At 39.2% G+C, this 19,153-nt stretch carries 17 protein-coding genes; 8 read left to right on the top strand and 9 right to left on the bottom strand.

What is annotated here, in order from left to right; all coding sequences use genetic code 11:
* Positions 1-4: 4 nt before the first annotated feature.
* Both AS034_RS16255 and AS034_RS16250 read left to right on the top strand, forming a co-directional pair.
* Positions 5-1,009, top strand: coding sequence for a glycosyltransferase family 2 protein (locus AS034_RS16255; protein ID WP_058299343.1), 1,005 nt, complete (start codon positions 5-7; stop codon positions 1,007-1,009).
* 38 nt (positions 1,010-1,047) lie between these two features.
* Positions 1,048-2,340: a hypothetical protein gene (locus AS034_RS16250; RefSeq protein ID WP_058299342.1), complete on the top strand. Its 1,293-nt coding sequence runs from the start codon at positions 1,048-1,050 to the stop codon at positions 2,338-2,340.
* 76 nt (positions 2,341-2,416) lie between these two features.
* On the opposite strand, the gene AS034_RS23485 is transcribed toward AS034_RS16250, so the two are convergent.
* Positions 2,417-2,767, bottom strand: coding sequence for a nucleotidyltransferase substrate binding protein (locus AS034_RS23485; protein ID WP_419184991.1), 351 nt, complete (start codon positions 2,765-2,767; stop codon positions 2,417-2,419).
* A gap of 343 nt (positions 2,768-3,110) precedes the next feature.
* Between AS034_RS23485 and AS034_RS16245 the strand changes: the two genes are divergently transcribed.
* Positions 3,111-3,455 (top strand): hypothetical protein, encoded by a 345-nt coding sequence (locus tag AS034_RS16245; protein WP_074440044.1) that lies wholly within the window; start codon positions 3,111-3,113, stop codon positions 3,453-3,455.
* Positions 3,456-4,144: 689 nt separating this feature from the next.
* On the opposite strand, the gene AS034_RS16240 is transcribed toward AS034_RS16245, so the two are convergent.
* Positions 4,145-5,335 (bottom strand): acyltransferase family protein, encoded by a 1,191-nt coding sequence (locus AS034_RS16240; protein ID WP_058299341.1) that lies wholly within the window; start codon positions 5,333-5,335, stop codon positions 4,145-4,147.
* Between the two features lie 433 nt (positions 5,336-5,768).
* Between AS034_RS16240 and AS034_RS16235 the strand changes: the two genes are divergently transcribed.
* The 4 genes from AS034_RS16235 to AS034_RS16220 all read left to right on the top strand — a co-directional run bounded on the left by AS034_RS16235 (position 5,769) and on the right by AS034_RS16220 (position 10,517).
* A complete protein-coding gene (locus AS034_RS16235) occupies positions 5,769-7,313 on the top strand; it encodes a YifB family Mg chelatase-like AAA ATPase (RefSeq protein ID WP_058299340.1) in 1,545 nt (514 codons plus the stop codon).
* Positions 7,314-7,372: 59 nt separating this feature from the next.
* Positions 7,373-8,116 (top strand): transposase, encoded by a 744-nt coding sequence (locus AS034_RS16230; RefSeq protein ID WP_244888180.1) that lies wholly within the window; start codon positions 7,373-7,375, stop codon positions 8,114-8,116.
* Between the two features lie 276 nt (positions 8,117-8,392).
* Positions 8,393-9,814 (top strand): AAA family ATPase, encoded by a 1,422-nt coding sequence (locus AS034_RS16225; protein ID WP_058299338.1) that lies wholly within the window; start codon positions 8,393-8,395, stop codon positions 9,812-9,814.
* Positions 9,807-10,517, top strand: coding sequence for a hypothetical protein (locus AS034_RS16220; protein ID WP_058299337.1), 711 nt, complete (start codon positions 9,807-9,809; stop codon positions 10,515-10,517). The genes AS034_RS16225 and AS034_RS16220 overlap by 8 nt, the downstream gene beginning before the upstream one ends.
* 430 nt (positions 10,518-10,947) lie before the next feature.
* Here AS034_RS16220 and AS034_RS16215 read toward each other — a convergent pair whose 3' ends face one another.
* The 6 genes from AS034_RS16215 to AS034_RS16190 form a co-directional block, all read right to left on the bottom strand.
* Positions 10,948-11,310 carry a DUF948 domain-containing protein gene (locus AS034_RS16215; protein ID WP_162266041.1) on the bottom strand — a complete coding sequence of 121 codons (363 nt, stop codon included), beginning with the start codon at positions 11,308-11,310 and terminating at the stop codon, positions 10,948-10,950.
* Positions 11,311-11,604: 294 nt separating this feature from the next.
* Complete coding sequence (locus AS034_RS16210; RefSeq protein ID WP_058299335.1) at positions 11,605-12,966, bottom strand: APC family permease; 1,362 nt, start codon at positions 12,964-12,966, stop codon at positions 11,605-11,607.
* A 3-nt stretch (positions 12,967-12,969) separates the two neighbouring features.
* The gene (locus tag AS034_RS16205) at positions 12,970-13,887 is read right to left on the bottom strand and encodes an acetamidase/formamidase family protein (RefSeq protein ID WP_058299334.1); all 918 of its coding nucleotides are present in this window, start codon (positions 13,885-13,887) and stop codon (positions 12,970-12,972) included.
* Between the two features lie 102 nt (positions 13,888-13,989).
* Positions 13,990-15,324 carry a hypothetical protein gene (locus AS034_RS16200; protein WP_058299333.1) on the bottom strand — a complete coding sequence of 445 codons (1,335 nt, stop codon included), beginning with the start codon at positions 15,322-15,324 and terminating at the stop codon, positions 13,990-13,992.
* Entirely contained in the window at positions 15,324-16,025 is a 702-nt protein-coding gene (locus AS034_RS16195) for a response regulator transcription factor (RefSeq protein WP_058299332.1), read from the bottom strand. Before AS034_RS16195 ends, AS034_RS16200 begins: the two co-directional genes overlap by 1 nt.
* Positions 16,022-16,774: a sensor histidine kinase gene (locus AS034_RS16190; protein WP_058299331.1), complete on the bottom strand. Its 753-nt coding sequence runs from the start codon at positions 16,772-16,774 to the stop codon at positions 16,022-16,024. The genes AS034_RS16195 and AS034_RS16190 overlap by 4 nt, the downstream gene beginning before the upstream one ends.
* Before the next feature lie 350 nt (positions 16,775-17,124).
* Here AS034_RS16190 and AS034_RS16185 point away from each other — a divergent pair, with 350 nt between their 5' ends.
* Positions 17,125-18,165 carry an acyltransferase family protein gene (locus tag AS034_RS16185; protein ID WP_058299330.1) on the top strand — a complete coding sequence of 347 codons (1,041 nt, stop codon included), beginning with the start codon at positions 17,125-17,127 and terminating at the stop codon, positions 18,163-18,165.
* A 231-nt stretch (positions 18,166-18,396) separates the two neighbouring features.
* Here the strand turns inward: AS034_RS16185 and AS034_RS16180 are convergent, their stop codons facing one another.
* Complete coding sequence (locus AS034_RS16180; RefSeq protein ID WP_162266040.1) at positions 18,397-19,014, bottom strand: GDYXXLXY domain-containing protein; 618 nt, start codon at positions 19,012-19,014, stop codon at positions 18,397-18,399.
* Between the last annotated feature and the right edge of the window lie 139 nt (positions 19,015-19,153).

The raw sequence follows: 19,153 nt of genomic DNA, 5'->3' as shown, positions 1-19,153 counted from the left end.
TAAAATGGCTTTGAATGAAAAAATATCAATAGTAATAATATCAAAGAACGAGGAAGCAAATATAGAAAGTTGTATTGAGTCCGTTATTAATAGTTTTGAGAGTCTATCTAATGTGAATTACGAAATAATTTTAGTTGATTCTAATTCTGAAGACAATACTATAGTTAAAGCTTTAAAATACGGAGAAAAATACCCCCTGAAAATCATAGAAATAACTCACTCGAATTTATTTTCAGCTGCCCTTGGACGAAAAGTTGGTTCCGAGCAAGCTGTAGGAGAATATATATTATTCTTAGATGGAGATATGATTTTGGAAAATGATTTTTTGTCCGAGGGTATGGAAATACTTGAAAATAATTCAGAGGACAAGGTAGGATTAATTGGTTTAAGAAGAGATGTAATTTCTTTACCAAATGGAAAAATACAAATTCAAGATAATATCTATAAAACTCATAAAGTTAGAACAGCAGAGCATTTTGGTGGAGCACTACTAATCAAAGCATCTGTGTTAAAGGAAGTTGGCAATTACTATTCTCATTTAATATCATCAGAGGAACCAGAACTTTATTTGAGGCTAAAGAAAAATGGTTACTATATATTGGAAGCTCCAATTAAAATGATCACCCATAAAATAATCAAACCTTCAAAACAAAGTATATACAAAAGGGTTTTCTCTAAGAGAACTTTGGGTATAGGTCAAACCTTTAGATCTGCAATTGATAATAATTCGTTCTTACAATTATTAACACACAATGCCTTAAATAAATTTTTAGTACCTTTTATTTTGGATATTGCTACATTAGTTTTCTTAATTGTTTGTATATCATTAAACTATAATTTACTAATTTCTTTAATGGGGATTTTCGTCATTCAATTACTGGGGATAAGTTATTCCTTAATTACAAAAAATATTAAAAGTAATCTATATATTAAAATTATATTTGTAAATACAATTGTAGGTTTCTTTTATAAACCTAAATTAAATGTGGAATTAAAAAAGATAAAGTAGTTCTAATCGTGAAATTATGTAAAAAAGAAGGTGACCTTTTGTTACTCGTATGGTTATTTTTTATTATAGAATTACTTATTGTTTTTATATTTAAAGATGTATTTAGTCAGTCCAATATTGTTGGATTAATTTTAGTCATTTTAAATCTCCCTTTTTTAATTTTCACTTTAGGCTTATTTAGAGGGAAAATTAGACTTATTCTATTATTAGGCTTATTTAGTAGAATGTCGTTAATGTTTATTGATATATTTGCAAAGGGAGTAATAACATTACCTCATAGTGGTAATGATACAGAAGGATTTTATCATCATGGAATAGCGATATCTCAAAATATAAGTTTGTTGCAAGAATCTATATACGGTGGGATATATTCAAAATTTTTAGGTGTTCTATTTTTTATAGTAGGGGATCAACGTATTGTTGCGCAATATTTTAATGTTCTCGTAAGTTTGTCAACAATTATGATTGTTTATAAAATTTTAAAAGAATTCAATGTAAGTGACAAAGTGAAAACAGTGTGTCTCATCCTTATTACCTTTTTTCCACAAGCTCTTATTTTTTCTAGTATATTGCTTCGTGAAGCTATTATTACATTCCTGGTAGTAACTTCTTTTTACTATTTCTTTAAATGGTATAAAGTAGCTCTTAATAGATATTTCTTCCTCTCTTTAATAATATTATTAATTGGAGCTAGTTTTCACTCTGGTGTTATTGGTATTATTATCGGTTATTTTTTTGTGTTTCTTTTTATTAGAAGACAAAGTCTCGAGTTAGCCTTTACTCCTAAATCTATATTCCTTTTTATTATATTATTGTTTTTTGTATTATCGTTAAGTGTTATCCCATTAGACAGTATTCCATTTATGAATAAGTTTTCAAACCGACTGACTGATTCTAGTGATATTTATGGTATTGCCGAAGGTAGTAATCGAGGAGGAGCAGCGTACTTAAATGAAATAACAATAAACAACCCTTTTCAATTAATTTTATATGCACCTATTAAAATGTTTTACTTTATCGGATCTCCATTTCCATGGAACTGGAGGAATATTTTTGATGTTCTCTCATTTGTTCAGGATAGCTTGATATATTTAATGTTATTTTTATATCCTATATTGAATTTCAAAAAATTACTGCGTAGAGATCCTCTTATTATGGGTACTTTTATAATGTTATTATCAGTAATTTTTATTTTCGGGATAGGAGTATCGAATGCAGGTACAGCACTTCGCCATAGGTATAAGATTTTCCATTTATTAATTTTATTCTTTGCATTTGTTATAACAACTAAGAAAAATAAGGGAAGCAAGGGGATGGTTCGAGATCAGTGAAAAAGTAGGCTTATAAAAAAATATATTCAATTTCATTTGGTATATTTTTGTATATCGCAGTTTGATTTGACTGTTTTTATTGTAAAACGGGGGATATAGTGGCTGACATCCTCCGTATTTTTAGGATATCAATGCCGCAATTCTTTTTAAATTTACTGTTATGGCAGTGAGTAAGACCAGGAAGCAAGGGGACGGTTCTCTTGCTTCCTTTTTCCTCTTTATTCCCAGGGATATTCCCCCTTAAACTTTCATAGGCATGATTTAATAATGTGATGTAAGCATCTCTTATATTATTATAGATCTCTAATGCTGCGGCTTCATCGTATGGATGTGAGGTCCGGCTGCGGTCTCCCAGCATTTTAAGCCAGGGTGCACCATCGTCTATGAGCCCTTCTCTGTGCTGTTCTTTCTTTCGTTCTTCGGATATTCGCTTCAGCTTCTTTTCGGAGATTTTCTAAGAGGTTGGGTTAAGGCTCTTTCTGTAGTCCAGCCACGCATGAGCCTTTTCTTTAACTGGTGATATGTCATGCTCTTTTTAGCCCATTCTGTAGTTGTTTTGGTCTCACCGTTAAAGGTTATCTTCTCATACTCCTCTTTTGATTATTGCAGTGAAAATGAGCCACTTATGCGGAGTTTTGAGCCAGTCATTGCGGAGAAAGGAGCCACCCTTTGCGGAATGCAGGGCCACTATAAATAGAATAAAGAAAAGCCTCCTGTATAATAACCTTGCATGCCAGATAGCATGACATTATTATACAGGAGGCTTTTTTATGGTTAATTACCGAAGGATTCTGGAACTTCACTTTGAAGAAGTCAGTCAAAGAACGATTAGTTCTAGCACTGGGCACTCTAGGAGTACAGCTTCAGATGTCGTTCAACGTGCCAAAAAACTTGGTGTGGAAAGCTTGAACGACACAATGACCAATCCGTGGCTAGAAACATTTCTCTTCCCAGAGAAACAGGCTGTTGAGAAAGGGTACTTCCCAATTGATTGGGAAAGAGTGCATAAGGAACTACAAAAGAAGAATGTAACCTTGTCCCTATTGCATCACGAGTATTCTACAGAGGCGCGTGAAGGTGGAAAGATCCCCCTATGCCTATCGTACTTTTTGTGAGAACTATGGGAAATATGCGAAAAAGTATAAACTAACCACATTGGCTCAGTTGACCGCAAACAGTGGCTCAAATCTCCGCACTGGTGGATCATTATGTCCGCAATACTCATCTTTTGGAGCTGAGACAGCTCGTTCTATATTCCAGCCTGTTTTCATCCTTGTGTTCAGCAATTCATAGTCAAGATCGTATTTGTCGTCTATTTGATCTACATTGATTAGTCAATGAATCATCATATTCATCTTTCATGTCTTCCCGAAAGCCTTTAAACGACTTCCACTATGTGATTGCGGTGAATATGCCGTTTACCCTTTTAAGGATTTAAGAAGTGGGAATAACAAAAGTTGCGGTTGCATGTTCAGGACTCATAGCATGACAGGCACTAGACCTTATCGGGCATGGCAAAACATGAAGAAAAGGTGCGACAGAGTTAATTGTCCAGATTATCCACGCTACGGGGGAAGAGGTATTTCTTATTGTGAAAAAACATTTAAATATGCACAAGAGAATGACAACTGGATGGAAGATATTGATGATCATGACCTTCCGTTAACACTGTCCGAACATATCGAAGTTTGCATAGACACTCCTGAACTAATCGGTTACAAAAAAGAGCATTCAAATTGTTTTCTGAATGCTCTTTTTTTATTTATTCACTGCTGCATCACATCGTCCGATTGTTCATTAATAATTATAAAACTTTACTAATTTCTAGGGCATTTTTTCTTTCTTTAACTTTTCGACTATATCTACTCGCTAATTGCATTGATGGTAACTCAAATGCTCTAAAAGCTAAATAAGCAACTGGTATAGATGCTATCGGTGATAGGATAAACGCCCACATTACATGTCCAATCTGCTCAAACGCTATTGTCGTAAGCATAATAACCAATACGTGTGTTAAGTACAGTGAGTATGATATTTTCCCTAAGAAGAGAAGTGGTTTCACAGTCAACAGTCTATTAGCAAGTGGAGAAGATAGCACCACAATAAACAATATCCCAATACCAATTCCAGATAGAGGACTATACAACAAAAGTGTGCTTTTTATGGGGATAATATTCACAACCCACTTACCATTAATGAGGAATATACTTACAACAAACATTAACAATCGAAATTTTTCAGATTGTGCAGATGTCCATTCAACAATTACCCTTCTATACGTTGAAATAAATGCTCCTAAGATGAAAAATACGGAATAATAAGCAGTAAACCCGAAATCTCTAATGATTAAGGTGAGATCACTTCTTCCTAACAACAGGAAAGGCGAAATGGTAATAATTAATGAGAAAATTACTCCAGCACTTAAAACCATAAGTGCTTTAATTGGTTTTAATTTTAGTAATGGAACCATTAACAATGGAAATATTAAACTTACTCTCATTTCATGGTATAAAGTCCACACTACCCCATTAACGTTAGCAGTATCATAGTTAATCATAAAGATATATGCCAATATCGCCCTCCACGTTACATCGTGATTCCATCTGTTCTCATAAGCTTCGCTCAATCCTGTAGCATCTTTATATTCATATAAAGACACCATCAAAACAACTGATAGAGTCATTACTGCAATATAAGGTATATAAATTCGAACAAATCTTTTTATAATGAAGTTTTTGTAACTTCCTTGTTTCCCGATTTGAAAGGGTATCGCCAAGACAAAACCACTTAATACAAAGAATAACAAAACTGCTTCATTTCCGCCCCAAATCATGTGGAGAGGTGTTTCGTTAAATATCTTTGCAATTACATTACCGTATTCAAAGTTCTTATCTGCTTTATAAAATAGGGAAAACGACAATAAAACGTGAAATATTATCACAACGAAAGCAGCTATGCCCCTTAGTGAATCTAATGACTGTATACGATTACTCACAACTTACCCTCCCCTTAATGTTACCGTCATTATAGCACAGAAAAATCAGAGAGGTTGTTATATTTAGTTAATAATGTTTAATTTATCTGGAAGCAAGGGGACGGTTCTCTTGCTTCCTTTTTCATAAATATGGAAAATCCTTGCGTAACCAAAACCGATATTAAACCATTAAAAAATATATCGAAAATAAATTTTTGTAATATTAAAAATTATATGTAAAATTTAGGTATACTCTCCCAACTAACTCGATAATACCCCTTTAATCAAATTGATCTCACCCATAATTCCCTCTATCAAGAAACACCTCAAAACTCTTACTTCTCACATTTACGCTCTAAACGCCCCCATCCTACTAATAAATCTTCCTTAATTGTTTTATGTCTAAATAGTTTACGAATCTCCAACGTACAAAAAGATCGGAGGAATGCTACTCATGTCAGCAAAGGTTACAAGTATTGGTTTGAAAGGCCTGGAAGGTTATGCCGTTCAGGTAGAGGTCCAGGTGGTGGAGGGGATGGAATCAATCGTGGTGGTCGGGCTACCGGATGCATCAGTGAAGGAATCGAAAGAGCGGGTGTCGGCAGCTTTGCGCAGTCTTGGTTTTTCGCTGGTGGATATGAAAGTGATCATCAATTTGTCACCTGCAGAGCAGAAGAAAAACGGTCCGTTGTTTGATCTGGCAATTGCGATCGGGGTACTGAAGAGCGCGGATTTCCTGAAGGACGATGTTCCGAAGAATGCCGGATTCATTGGGGCATTGTCATTAGACGGGACGGTACTTCCGGTTGAAGGGATGATTGCCGCTATTTTGGCTGCTAAGAAGCTGAAGCTGCGAACGTTATTCCTCCCATTTGATCCTTCCATCCCGTCCATCGACATCCCTGGGCTTGAATTGGTTTACATAGAAACGATCCGGGATGTGCTCGATGTCCTTTCCGGTCAGCAGCTGCTCCCGTTCCCACGGATTGAAGAGAGAAGAGAGGAACAACAGACGATTGATAGAGATTTCAATCAAATCATCGGGCATGAATTTGCAAAGCGGGCAATGGAGATTGCAGCGAGCGGTGAGCACTTCCTTTTGATGGACGGTCCGCCAGGCTGCGGGAAGAGCCTGCTTGCCGAAACGTTCCGTTCGATCCTGCCGCCATTGTCGAAGGAAGCACAGCTTGAAAAGATCAGCCTCTATCAGTTGGCTGGTGCCCCTTATACCTCCATCACGCTGCCTCCATACCGTCATCCTCATCACTCTGCTTCAGCCGTATCAATCATTGGCGGAGGAACAAACCCCAAACCCGGCGAAGTGTCGCTTGCCCATCGCGGTGTCCTGTTCCTTGATGAGCTCGGGGAATTTTCAAAGAAGACGCTGGACATGTTGAGGCAGCCACTTGAGAACGAAACTGTCACGATCAGCCGCGCCCACTCAACGGTCACCTACCCCGCGAAGTTCATCTTCATCGCTGCAATGAACCCGTGCCCCTGTGGCTATTATGGATCCAAGGACCAATATTGTACCTGTTCGGAAAAACAGATAAAAGCGTATAAAAGCCGCGTGTCGGGACCGATTTTGGACAGGATGGATCTTCTGCTTTCATTGAAGGCGGTGAATCTGAAAAATCATGATTTTGCCGGTATCGAGTCTTCGAGAGAGATCATGAAACGGGTACGCCAGGCGAGGGAAAGACAACATTACCGTTACGGAAGGGAAATATGCAACGGCAGCGTCCCTTTCGAGGAACTGATCAAAAAGAGTCCCCTGACTCCAGAGCAGCAGAAGGACCTTCAGCAACTCTCAATTCATTACGGGTTGAGTAACCGCGTGCAGATCAAAATCATCAGGCTGGCACGCACCATCTCCGACTTGGTGGGGGAGGAGACTATAACCGACGGGGCCATTACCGAAGCTCTTACATTTCGTAAGTTGTCCCGGACTTCCACTGTATCGCTGACGGGGGAAGATAGCGGGATGATGTATAACTAAGATTTTATGAGTAGGTGAAGCGGATGGCCAGGCATGCCAGGAGGAAGAGTAGCAGTGGAGTGTACCACGTCATTGTCAGGGGAGCGAACAGGCAGGAAATCTTCCATGATGAGGAAGACCGCCTTAAGTTCCTTGATATCCTTCAGAAATATAAGACAAAATCCGGAATGGCATTCTATGCCTGGTGCCTGATGGGGAATCATGTCCACCTTCTCGTCAAAGAAGGAAGCGAAAGCATTTCAATTGTGATGAAACGGATCGGTGTCAGCTATGCCAACTACTATAACTGGAAGTACAAAACAACCGGACATCTCTTTCAGGACCGGTTCAAAAGCGAGAATGTGGAAACCGTGGGCTACCTCCTCACCGTCACCAGGTACATTCACCAAAACCCCGTGAAAGCAGGCATCGTGGAAAAGCCCCACCACTGGCAGTGGAGCAGCTGCAGAGGATACTACGGTCAATCTGTTTATTCCCTGGATCTTCTAGATCCCCATTATCTCTTGCGTATGTTCTCTCATGATATCTCCATTGCACAGGCAAGGTTCAGGAATTTTAATGAATGGACCAATCAGGACCAGTGTTTGGAGGACTACGGGGGCTTTGGGCGAAGGTTATCCGATGATGAAGCCAGGATTGAAATAAGGAAGTGCCTCGGGAATATTGAAATTCCTCAATTGAAGAGTCTTCCGAGAGAGGATCGGAATGCGGTGTTGAGGAAGGTGAAGCGGATTGAAGGGGTGTCCCAGCGGCAGGCGGCTAGGATATTGGGGGTTTCGGTTAATTTGGTGTTTAAGGCTTGAGGGTAACGAAGCTCAGAGGAGGAATGTTTTGCTTTTGTAGGAGGAAGCAGTGGAACCGTCCCCATGCTTCCATACAATAAAAGCTTGTAGTTTAGGTCTAATTATTAGTCCTTGTCTATAACCTTAAATATATGAGTTTTAAGTTTTAAAAAAAGAAATTAGCTTAAAAGATGAGTTAATTATGTATACTTATTGTCTATTTCGGAATATAATATATCATATAAAGCGATAAAAATTTATGGTGTATTATTTAATTCACCCTAAGGGGATGAGACTGTGAATTTAGTGAGGGTTACTGAAGTAGAGGTTAGAAACTTTAAGAATGTGTTACAAGGAAAAGTTTCTTTTCCAAGTTCAAAAACGCGATCATTAGAAAATGCTGATGTTTTAGGGATTTATGGACAAAATGGTTCCGGAAAAACTGCCATCGTAGAGGCATTTCAAATACTTAAAAGATTACTTCAAGGAGAAAAGTTAACAAGATCAACAGAAATGTTAATTTACCAAGGAAGTGACACATCGAGTTTAAACTTTACTTTTCTAGTTAGTTTAGAAAACAAACTTTTTGAGACCTATTATAGCGTGGATATTACAAAGTTTAATAGTGAAAAACCTGATGAATCGGACATAGATAGTAATGATGATAATAATGATGAAGTCAGTGTTTATGTCTCTAGAGAAGAGTTGCGTTTCAAAGAATTGGTTAAAGGATCAAGACCAAAAACTGCTATTCAGTATTTTAGGTCAAACGATGAATATACAATAGCACCTAACCTAGTTTTCAAAAAAATAAAATCTAATAAAAACGATTATTTTGTTTCTTATAAAGTTAATGCTGAGCTTGCATTTAAGGAAAGTACATCTTTTCTATTCAGAAAAGAAGGCCTTTCTTTAGCAAAACAAGTATTGAATAAGAATGTAAGCAACCTTATTGACAATATAAAACAAATATATGCAAATAATTTATTTGTAATTAACAATCAGCATTCTAGTCTAATACTCGCAAATGTAATGATCCCGGTTCATTTCAGGAAAAGGGAGCTGGTTAATGGTGAAGTAACATATGGGTTTATAGTTCTACCAAGTAATGAACCGATAAAAATGAAAATTGATACTTATAAGATGGTTCAAAATATGTTCTGGTCATTAAGTAAAGTATTAAAAGAAATTGTACCTGGACTTACAGTTGAGTTAAGACCAGTAGGAGAACAGACACTAAAGGATGGAAGTATTGGCATGAGGGCTGAGTTGATTGCAATTAGAGAGGGAATCGCATTACCTATTTCTTGTGAATCAGATGGGATAAAAAAATTAGTTTCTATTCTAAGCTCTTTAATAGTAATGTATAATGATCCTAATGCTTGCATTGTTATTGATGAATTAGATGCTGGTATATTCGAATTTCTCCTCGGTGAGATAGTCCGAATATTAAATGACAGCGGAAAAGGACAACTTTTATTTACTTCTCATAATTTACGTTTACTAGAGGTCCTAGATAAAGATAACTTAGTGTTTACTACTACAAACCCAGAGCAAAGGTATATAAATTTAAAGGGAATAAAAGAAACCAATAATATTAGGGACGTTTATATACGAGCAATACAATTAGGTACGGATGAAGAATCAGTTTATCAAGAAACAGATAGGTACGATATTATGGATGCGTTCGAAGAAGCTGGTGAGTTAAATAATGGCTAAAAAAAAGGTTGTTATTGTCATTGTCGAGGGGATATCTGATGAAAGAGCAATTTCTTCCATTAGGAAATATGTAAGAGACACATTTGGAGTCTTTATTCACTTAACTCATGGGGACGTTTTTTCCGATAATTCATATAGAAAGGGGATTAAAGCGGTAGTTGGGGATCAGGTTCAGAAAGTCATGCAACAATATAAATATACTAAAAATGAAATTCTTGCTGTTATTCAAGTTGCAGACACAGACGGGGCGTTCATTAATGATGATCTAGTTATAGTAGATGAAAATATTGGGGAAAGTAAAAAATATTTTTGTAATTCTATAAAGGTTTCTAGCCAAAAAAAGGCAATTAATATACAACAAAGAAATAAAGTTAAAGCAGCAAAATTAAAAACTATGTATCCCACGCTAAAAGTCCAAAAAAGTATTAACTATCATTTATTGTATTTTTCCTGCAATCTAGATCATGTAATTCATGGTGAAATGAATTTAAATGATAAAGAAAAAGAACCAAAAGCAAAAGAGTTTGATAAGAAATATAAAGGGAAGCCAAAGGACTTTGTGGATTTCTTTAAAAAAGAAGCATTTGCTGTCAAAGGAACCAAGCGAGAAACCTGGGAATTTATTCAAAGAGATAACAATTCTCTAAAACAATATTCAAATTTTCATTTAATATTCGATATTTTGGATGATTTAATGGAATAATTGATTCAGAAATTATATTAAAATAGAATTTTGATAAAAGCAAAGACACGGTCTCTTGCTTCTTTTTGTACAAATATGGAAAGTGAAACCAGGTTATTGTCTTACGTTTGACTGCATACAGCAAAATGAAATGAATCACCCCTTACATTCTACTTACCACCTAGCGTCTACAAATGCATCAGCATATGACAGGTTGTTTGACACTTTGCGTTTCGGGTAAATCGCAGACGTTTCCGACTCTGCTTTCTAGAGCGTCTATATAAAGTAGGTGAACTGGTATAATGGGGACGCATTACGGATTTGCAGGGATACAGATGTGCCCATCCTGATTAGGTGTGAGAGTAGGGAGAACTCGTCGTGATCAAGCGTAGGCAATCGTGTGAAGCCCCAACGAAATAAAAAGAGGCCGGATCGCCCGGCCTCTTTTTGCTTACTTCAATTTAATTTGTACAGGCTTGCTTTCATGCGCATGAATGGTTTTGGGATTGTTCTTTTGCAAAGATGTTCTCTTTACCGAACTGGTAACATTGTGTATGATTTCCCCAACATCATGAGCGGACTCAACCAAAGGGTCAACGGCTTTCATTTTTCCTTTTACATCAACAGAAATTTGGTTAGCTGTATGAATCAGTTCTTCAGCTTCTTCTGTAATGCCATTCACCGCTGTCCGGGTGTCAGACAGCGTCTTGTTTGTTTCAGCAAGTGTTGTCATTACTTTTCTTAATGTCAAAATCAAATAGATGACGAGAATGGTAAACGCGACGGCTGCAATAACAGCACTCCACTCAAGCATTGAGACCAGCTCCCTTCTTTTCTTTAAGTCTATGAGAGTGGGAGCTAAGACATTCCTGTGAAGGAGAGGCGAAAGCAAGGGGACAGGCCCCCTGATTCTTGGTGAACTGATAGACCTGTCCTCATGCTCTGATCCATGTAGATAATAAAACATTAGAATAACAACTTTAAAAAAGGGAAATGGATGTACTTAATATAAGTGTTAATTATTAAAAATAAAGTTGTTAGGAGTGTTTGTTTTTAAAGCCTGTAGATCGAGGGAGACTCCTTTCTCTGCAGGCTTTTAAAACATTATTTATTCTAAATCAAGCGAGGTATCCTTTTTGAATACTTTCAGCAGGATCAGGTAGACAATTCCGATTCCGAGCCAAATGAATCCCAGTTGTTTGGAAAGTGGATCAAGAGAGAACCATACATAACCGATGATGATAAAACCGATCAGCGGAAGTACCAGATGTTTAAAGTACTGCTTGCTCTTTTGCTTTTTGATAAAATAAATGACCACAGATGCATGCAGGAACAAGAATGCTGATAATGCACCGAAGTTGACCACTGATGCCAATGCACCGATTTGTGAAGCAAAGAATGCTGTCACAAGCAACGAGACAACAGCAACAAGCAGGGTGCTGACATAAGGTGTCTTGAATTTAGGGTGTACTTTTGACAGGACCTTTGGCAGCTTGCGGTCTCGGGCCATGCTGTACAGGATTCGTGATATGGCTGCCTGTGCAACAAGTGCGTCGGCAATTCCCCAGGCCACTGCGGTTGCGATGATCGTCGTCCACTTCAGCCAAGGGCCGCCAGCGATTTCAGCAATCTGATAGAATGCCACATCCGCATTTTCAAAGCTTGTGTAATCAGGCCAGATCAATGCAGCTACCCAAGTCTGGATGATGAACAGGACTCCAACTACAAGTAAAGAGAAAATGATTGCCTTACCAATGGCTTTACTGCCGCCTTTAGATTCTTCCGCCAATGTTGAAATAGCATCAAATCCTAAAAAGCTGAGTACAGCGATTGATACTGCACCCATTACTGTACCCATGCTGAAATGATCTGCATCATATAAAGGTTTCCAAGTGAACTCAGCTCCGTTCACTCCCTTCGTGATGGCAAAAATGCCGACAGCTACGAATATCACTAAAACAATTAGTTCGGCGACCACAATGATCTTATTCGCCTTCGCAGTGAACTCAATTCCCAGCACGTTGACGACTGTATTGATCGCGATGAAAATCACGAGCCAAACGAGTAATGGAATACTTGGAACGATATCATGCAATGCCGCGGCACTGACTAGATAAAGAAGTGCAGGTACGAAAATGTAATCGAGCAATATAAGCCAGCCAGCAATAAAACCTACAGAATCATTGATGCCCCGCTGTGCATAGGCATATACCGATCCGGCAATCGGAAAGGCCTCAGACATTCTGGCATAGCTTAATGCGGTGAAAATCATCCCGACCATCCCGATGAGGTAGGCAAGGGCGACCATCCCATTTGAACCCTGGGCAACTGCGCCATATATTCCGAACGGAGCGATCGGTACCATGAATACCAAACCATAAATCAGCAAATCCCAGAATGTCAGGGATCTTTTTAACTCCTGTTTATAACCCATATTTGACTGGGGTTGATTAGATTGGAGTTCAGCCATGGATTATACCACCTCTCTCTTGAACAATTCGATATTGTAAGCTTCGAGGATGGACCGCGGCACAAAGAATCGTGCCGTTTTCAACGGGTCGACGATTTGGCTGATTTGTGCTTGACCCGCTGCACTCATCAGCATGGTGAACTCACCTAAAGACAAATCTGTCTGCGGCTGGAGTAAATCGATCATTTCCTCAACAGCTGCATTGGCGGCTTCATCTAATAGTTTTTTGGAAACGAGAGTGGCTATACCTTCTTCGTTTTCCAAAACTGGATGATTTATGTTGTGACCTTTGAGGACTTCAAGCGTTACCTTTACCTTTGCGGGGATTTCGATTCCCGACACGCTGATTTCTCCATCTCCCATTGCTGCATGCAAATCTCCCAGCGCAAAAAGTGCACCAGGATGGAAGACAGGGAAGTAAAGGGTTGCCCCCGTGGTAATCAGCTTTGTATCCATATTTCCGCCATGGGCTCCAGGAGTACCATTATTGACAGCTTCACCCTCTGGAGCTACTCCAATAACACCAATCATAGGGTTTAACGGCAGCGCGATTTTTTCATTGAAAATCGCTTTATCATCCTCGACAGGAATGATCTTTACTTCGAACTTATCCAAGCGGTGTCCCATGACACCAAGCTCCGGCCCAACAACCATGACACCCTGGTTCCCTAACTCGATGTCATCGATCGTCACTTTTAATATGTCACCAGGCTGTGCTCCCTCAACATAAACCGGCCCTGTTGCGGGGTTGATTTGATTCCAGTCAATCGCGTTAAAAGTCGTTTGATCGGATTGGATTTGATTCTGGAAGCAGTCGAAAGTATCAATTTCGACCTCTGTTCCAGACTTCACTGTCAGTGCTGGCTTATTGTTTTTATCCATGGCATAAACAAACGCTTGGGTCGATAAATGTGCAGTCATGTAAATCCCTCCTGAATTTTATTTTTATATTCTGAATAATTAAAATGTTACACTTTTTCACCTGTGCTTGTTTGCAAAATTTCAATCTGTTTTTGCACAATTTTATATAAATTTTGTCACCAGCGTATGTAGAACGAATGTGAGAGCGACAGTTACCGGTACGACCATATACAAGTCGGTTACCGTCAAGTTGATTACAATTCCTGCTATACTCATCAGTCCGACTGTAAGTGAAAAATGCTTTAGGGAGAATTGCCCCTTCAGAAAAATATAAAAAAATGGGATAGACGCCGAGGCAAAGAAGGCCATAAAGTAAGGAAGCCATGTTTCTAAGGAACCCGCCAGCAGTACGCCTGACAGTCCATGAAGCACGATCATAAACATTCCATAAAAATAGCCTGTTTTTAAATTGTGATAGGATGATGACTCTTCAGTGTGTCGTGCTGGCAATATATTTAGAAATAGACTGACTATTGAGTAAAGGGAATGCCCGGTGCCAACTGCGAGCATGGAAATGCCAGTATAGATGAAAATATGAGCTATTATTGTATTGGACTGAATCATCGACTCAAGCAGTTGTTTAGATGCTGATGTTTGAGTCTGCGAAAGCAGGTACATTGTCAAAGCTGTATAGGAGAGCAATAAGGCGGTCCAGGAAAATGAAGAATACCTTAATGCAGATAAACGGTGATTGGGCTTGATTGTATTAACCGATTCCCAGAAATAAAGACTTGTGAAGGTTTGGCCCGCCATAACGAATAGGAACGTTAAAAAGTAAGAACCGTTTTCCAAAATGCTTCCGCTGAAAATCCCTTGGAAGTTTGTCATGAACCGCTGGTAAACAGCTTCTGTTCCAGTCCTTAAGTAGAGTGTCAGGACTGTGAAGGAAATGGTGAATAACACCCCGATTAAAATCAGGCTGCCGACTCGTGTGACTCCCATTTTTCCTCCTAAGCCAAATAATACATAGCTAAAGATTAGAAATAAGAACACAGCCAAATAGGAGGACTGATGAAAAAAGTCCCGGAACAGAATAATAATCAACGAAGTCTGGATTAAGATGCTCCCGATACTGGAAAAACCAAATATCAAAAATACAGCAGTGTTTATTTTACTGGGGGAATGAAACTGGTCATGTAGAATGACATCCATTTTCTCCTCGCTGAATATCCATTTCCTTAATAATAAATAGAGGATAAGAGAGGAGACGGTAAAAATGAAGAAGCTTGACAATCCACCTTTAACTGTAAGAATGAAAGGGAAAAGAACGGTTGCCCCAGTCATATATTGAATCACCAAAGAGTATGTTCCACCGCCTAAGCCGACTTCTTTTCCGGGATTCGTATATTCATGGACACTGCGATATCTGCCAATCTTGTCGATGAGAAGAATGACGAGTGTAAAAGCAATGAATAATAGGACATACCAATCAATCATCAGCGGTTCTCCTTAAATTGGCTCGGAGTAATACCTTCGATTTTCTTGAATGAATTGCTGAAATGATGCTGACTGGAAAAACCGACCATTTCAGCGATTTTGAACAGACTCCAATCTGGGTTTTCGAGCATCAGCTGCTTCGCTTTCTGAATCCGGAAATGATTGATATAATCTGTGAATTTCATGCCAACGATCTCTGTGAACTTTTTGCTTAAATAAGTAGGGGTAACATACACCTTCATCGCCAGGTTGGTTAGCTGAAGCTTTTGATTGTACTCTTCGTGGACAATCTCCAGTACTTCGTTGATCAGCAGTGATTTCGTCTCAGTGAACGTGTTTTTTTGTAAAAAATCCTCAATCACCTTAATCAGTTCTTTTTCAATCACAGGTTTAACGAGGTAATCCAATACATTCAAGTGGATTGCCTGTTTCGCATAGCTGACGAAGTCTTGATAAGCAGTAATCAGTACGACTTCGGTGTCTATACCCTTCGCCCTCAAGTATTCACAAAAGTCCAACCCGGAATCCCCGGGCAATTGGATATCGACAAAAGCAAGCGGGAAAGAATATTGTTCTATTAGCTGCTTTGCTTCAAAGGCATCCTCTGCAGTGAATATGTTCCAGTTCGGATATTGTTTTTTTACCAAATAAGTGAGCTGTTCAAGCTCTAATGGTTCATCATCGATTATTAATAGATTCATTGTGATTCCCCCGGTGAATATGGCCAAATGGCTTTCACTTCTGTCCATCCTGGCTTTCGTTTCATTGAGACTTCTGTATGCAGTTCAAATAGTAATTCAAGCCTTTTGCGGATATTCTCCAACCCAGTTCCATCTCCGTTTGTTATGAATGGTTCATTTTCACTGTTTCCATTGTCTAAAACCTTTAAGATGACCCAGTTTCCTTCCCGGTGCAATTCAATTTTCAGCCGCTTTTCCCCACGTTTATTTTCAATGCCGTGCTTAAAGGCATTTTCAACGAATGTCTGCAGGGTGTAGGGAGGAAGGTGTGTTGGCAGTGCCCGTTCATCAATCATGATCTCTACTTCGAGCTTCTTGCCAAAACGCATCTGCTGGATCGCTAAGTAGTTTTTTGTATGCTCCAATTCACTTTCAAAAGGAATAAGAGACCCCTTCTCCTTGTTCTGATACCTTAGAAAGAGGGAGAACTTCTCCATCGATTGGATGAGATCTTCATTTCTGTTCAGCCTGGCGAGAGACATCATCGCATTCAAACTGTTAAAAAGAAAATGCGGGCGGATTTGCTGGCTGAGCTGTAGGTATTCCATTTGATGGAGCTGTGTCTGAAGCTGGATCTGTTTATTTTCCATCTGCAAGTAATCAAACTCTTTTTCAAGCAGCTTAATAATACTGAGAATGACCAGTGCAATGATTGGAATGAGCAGACATAGGAAAATAACGATGGAGAAAATGGCTGAAGCACTTATCATAATAGAGTCATCCTTTAAGTGATTGCCTGTTTTTCTATTTATCTTACTCCTTTTTCAGAGAGTGGTACACCCCTTTAAGGGAAGCAAGAAGAAGCAAGGGGGACGTATCTCTTGCTTCATTTTTCATGAATATGGTAGGGGGTACATGAACTGTGGAACTGAGGCTTGTATTGGGGTCTGACCCCCCACCCAGCTTGTGTTTTTTAGGTGTGGGGGCATCAGGTTGGATTTGTAAGAAAATTGAAGTTATTTAAATGTAACGAACTGGAACAAGATGTAAGTTGTTTCGAAACTTTTTTCATGTTATTTTAGTAATGACATTTTAAATAATAATTAGAAGGATAGTTTATATGATTAAAGAATGGAATTTACTGCGGACCATTGCCTGTTTAAGTATTGTATTCTTGCACAGCACAACACAGACAGCAAGAGCAGTTGGCTACCCAGAAATCGAGTATTATAATCTGCTCAGAACTGCCTTATGTTATGCGACTCCTACTTTCATTGTTTTGTCTGAGATTATATTGGCAAACAGATACCCACACCGTCTTCCAGAAAAGTTCTGGTCTAAACGAATTAAATGGATATTTGCCCCGTACCTTGCGTTTGCCATTATCGATGCTTTCGTCACAAAACATTTCAGCCCGGCCATTGGCCTTGGCGAAAAGCTATTTTTAAACATATTCATGGGAAACTATGAAGGATACTTTGTTCTGATCATATTCCAATTCTACGTTCTTCATTATGTGGTTACTAAGTTCAAAATCCCAACAAACTGGCTGCTTCCTATAAGTTTAATGATCATGGTTGCGCACTTATCACTTCTAAATGGAAACCTTCCATTTATTCAGGAAAATCGTAACCACCTCAAGATTCCGTTTACTGCCTGGTTAGGTTATTTTGCACTCGCATATATAATAGGAAAGCATTATCAAAGCCTTGCGAAAAAACTATTAAAATACAAATGGTTAACTCTCGCAGGGGTGGCTCTTGCGTTTGGCTACTTCTTCTTGTCGTATCAATCTGGAAACTTTAGAGTAGCTTCTTACAGACATGATTTGTTTCCTCTGGCTATCGGAATTACATTAGCAATCCTTGCTTGGGGACAGCTGCTGCCAAATTCCAAATTTGTGAATATGATAAGCAACTTCTCTTTCGGAATTTATCTGGTACACTGGCAGGTGCTCCGTTTTATTGCACCATATGTAGCTCCATATTTTGACAGCACAAGTACCAGGGTAATTAGCGTATTCGTGATTACCTTGATCATCTCGCTGGCCCTTATCAAAGTGACTTCACTTCTTCCGTTTGGAAGCTATATAGTGGGCAACACAAGACGTAAGGTTCGTAAAAAGTCTAAAGAACATCAAGTTATTCCGAAAACCGCATAAGCATGAAAACCTTCAGTTATTATATATCTGGAGGTTTTTTTGTGCGGGACAGAGGGACAGGTCCACTGTCCCATTACCTCAACCATCCTACTTCCAATCACAATAAAAATCTTCCCCCGATTCAACAACCCATCTGGGGAAGCAAGGGGACGGTTCTCTTGCTTCCTTTTGCATAAATGTGGAAAAGACCAAGGGGACAGAGAGCCCACAGTTCCTGTCCCCTTGGTATTCCTATTCCTCCAACCGCACCAAAATCCCATCCCCCTTATCACTCACTTTAACCACAGCAGTCTTCACTTTCCCTTCCACATCCACTCCCGTTCCCTCAGGAATGAAGAAATGTTCAATCCCATAGGTGACCTGAGTGGTGTGGTCCCATGAACCTGTGACCTTCCCGGTTAAGAGAACATCCCCCGATTTCTTTTCGTAAGAGGTGTTCCATTCCCCGTCTAGGCTATACACACCTGTATATTCGTGGTGGCCTTGTGCATTTTTCCGCAGCACGATGGTGATGGGCCCGTTGCCCTCGATGGAGGTGCGTTCGAGCTGTGAAATGGTGTAATTCAATTGCACGTAGTCCCCCTGGAGGAGGGATCTCGGGTCGACAGGCTGAAGCTCTAGTAGGATCGTTTCCCCGTTTTGTAAAAGGGTTTCGTTTGAATAGACCTGATATCCGATCCATCCTCCTTGAAGGAAGATAATGAGGAGGAATCCGAGCTTTTTACCGGAAAGCATCGCCCGGGATTGCAGATCGTGTCCGGCCTTTTTGTCCAGGTATGCAGCCACCATGATGAAGAGGAGACCTAATAAGGCCATGAGCAGGGATTTATGGACGAGCTTCCAAGCCAAATCGTAATACAGTTGGATAATGAGCATGAACCAGAAGACAAGGGATGTAACCCAATAGAAGGTGCGGTTCCGCTTTTTGAAAAAATAGATGCATCCCGTTGCGGTCAGAAAGAACAGAACGGTGTAGATCGTATGAAGC

The organism is [Bacillus] enclensis (assembly GCF_001456935.1).
Classification (GTDB): Bacteria; Bacillota; Bacilli; order Bacillales; family Bacillaceae_B; genus Rossellomorea; species Rossellomorea enclensis.
Note: the sequence above shows the minus strand (reverse complement) of the source record. Positions and strands in the feature narration are given on the sequence as shown.

Excerpts from the sequence above, each read along its gene's own strand:
- AS034_RS16235 (WP_058299340.1), top strand. The coding sequence starts at position 5,769 with ATGTCAGCAAAGGTTACAAGTATTGGTTTGAAAGGCCTGGAAGGTTAT.
- AS034_RS16200 (WP_058299333.1), bottom strand. The coding sequence starts at position 15,324 with ATGATTGATTGGTATGTCCTATTATTCATTGCTTTTACACTCGTCATT.
- AS034_RS16205 (WP_058299334.1), bottom strand. The coding sequence starts at position 13,887 with ATGACTGCACATTTATCGACCCAAGCGTTTGTTTATGCCATGGATAAA.
- AS034_RS16195 (WP_058299332.1), bottom strand. The coding sequence starts at position 16,025 with ATGAATCTATTAATAATCGATGATGAACCATTAGAGCTTGAACAGCTC.
- AS034_RS16210 (WP_058299335.1), bottom strand. The coding sequence starts at position 12,966 with ATGGCTGAACTCCAATCTAATCAACCCCAGTCAAATATGGGTTATAAA.
- AS034_RS16220 (WP_058299337.1), top strand. The coding sequence starts at position 9,807 with ATGGCTAAAAAAAAGGTTGTTATTGTCATTGTCGAGGGGATATCTGAT.
- AS034_RS16215 (WP_162266041.1), bottom strand. The coding sequence starts at position 11,310 with ATGCTTGAGTGGAGTGCTGTTATTGCAGCCGTCGCGTTTACCATTCTC.
- AS034_RS16190 (WP_058299331.1), bottom strand. The coding sequence starts at position 16,774 with ATGATAAGTGCTTCAGCCATTTTCTCCATCGTTATTTTCCTATGTCTG.
- AS034_RS16185 (WP_058299330.1), top strand. The coding sequence starts at position 17,125 with ATGATTAAAGAATGGAATTTACTGCGGACCATTGCCTGTTTAAGTATT.
- AS034_RS16255 (WP_058299343.1), top strand. The coding sequence starts at position 5 with ATGGCTTTGAATGAAAAAATATCAATAGTAATAATATCAAAGAACGAG.
- AS034_RS16245 (WP_074440044.1), top strand. The coding sequence starts at position 3,111 with ATGGTTAATTACCGAAGGATTCTGGAACTTCACTTTGAAGAAGTCAGT.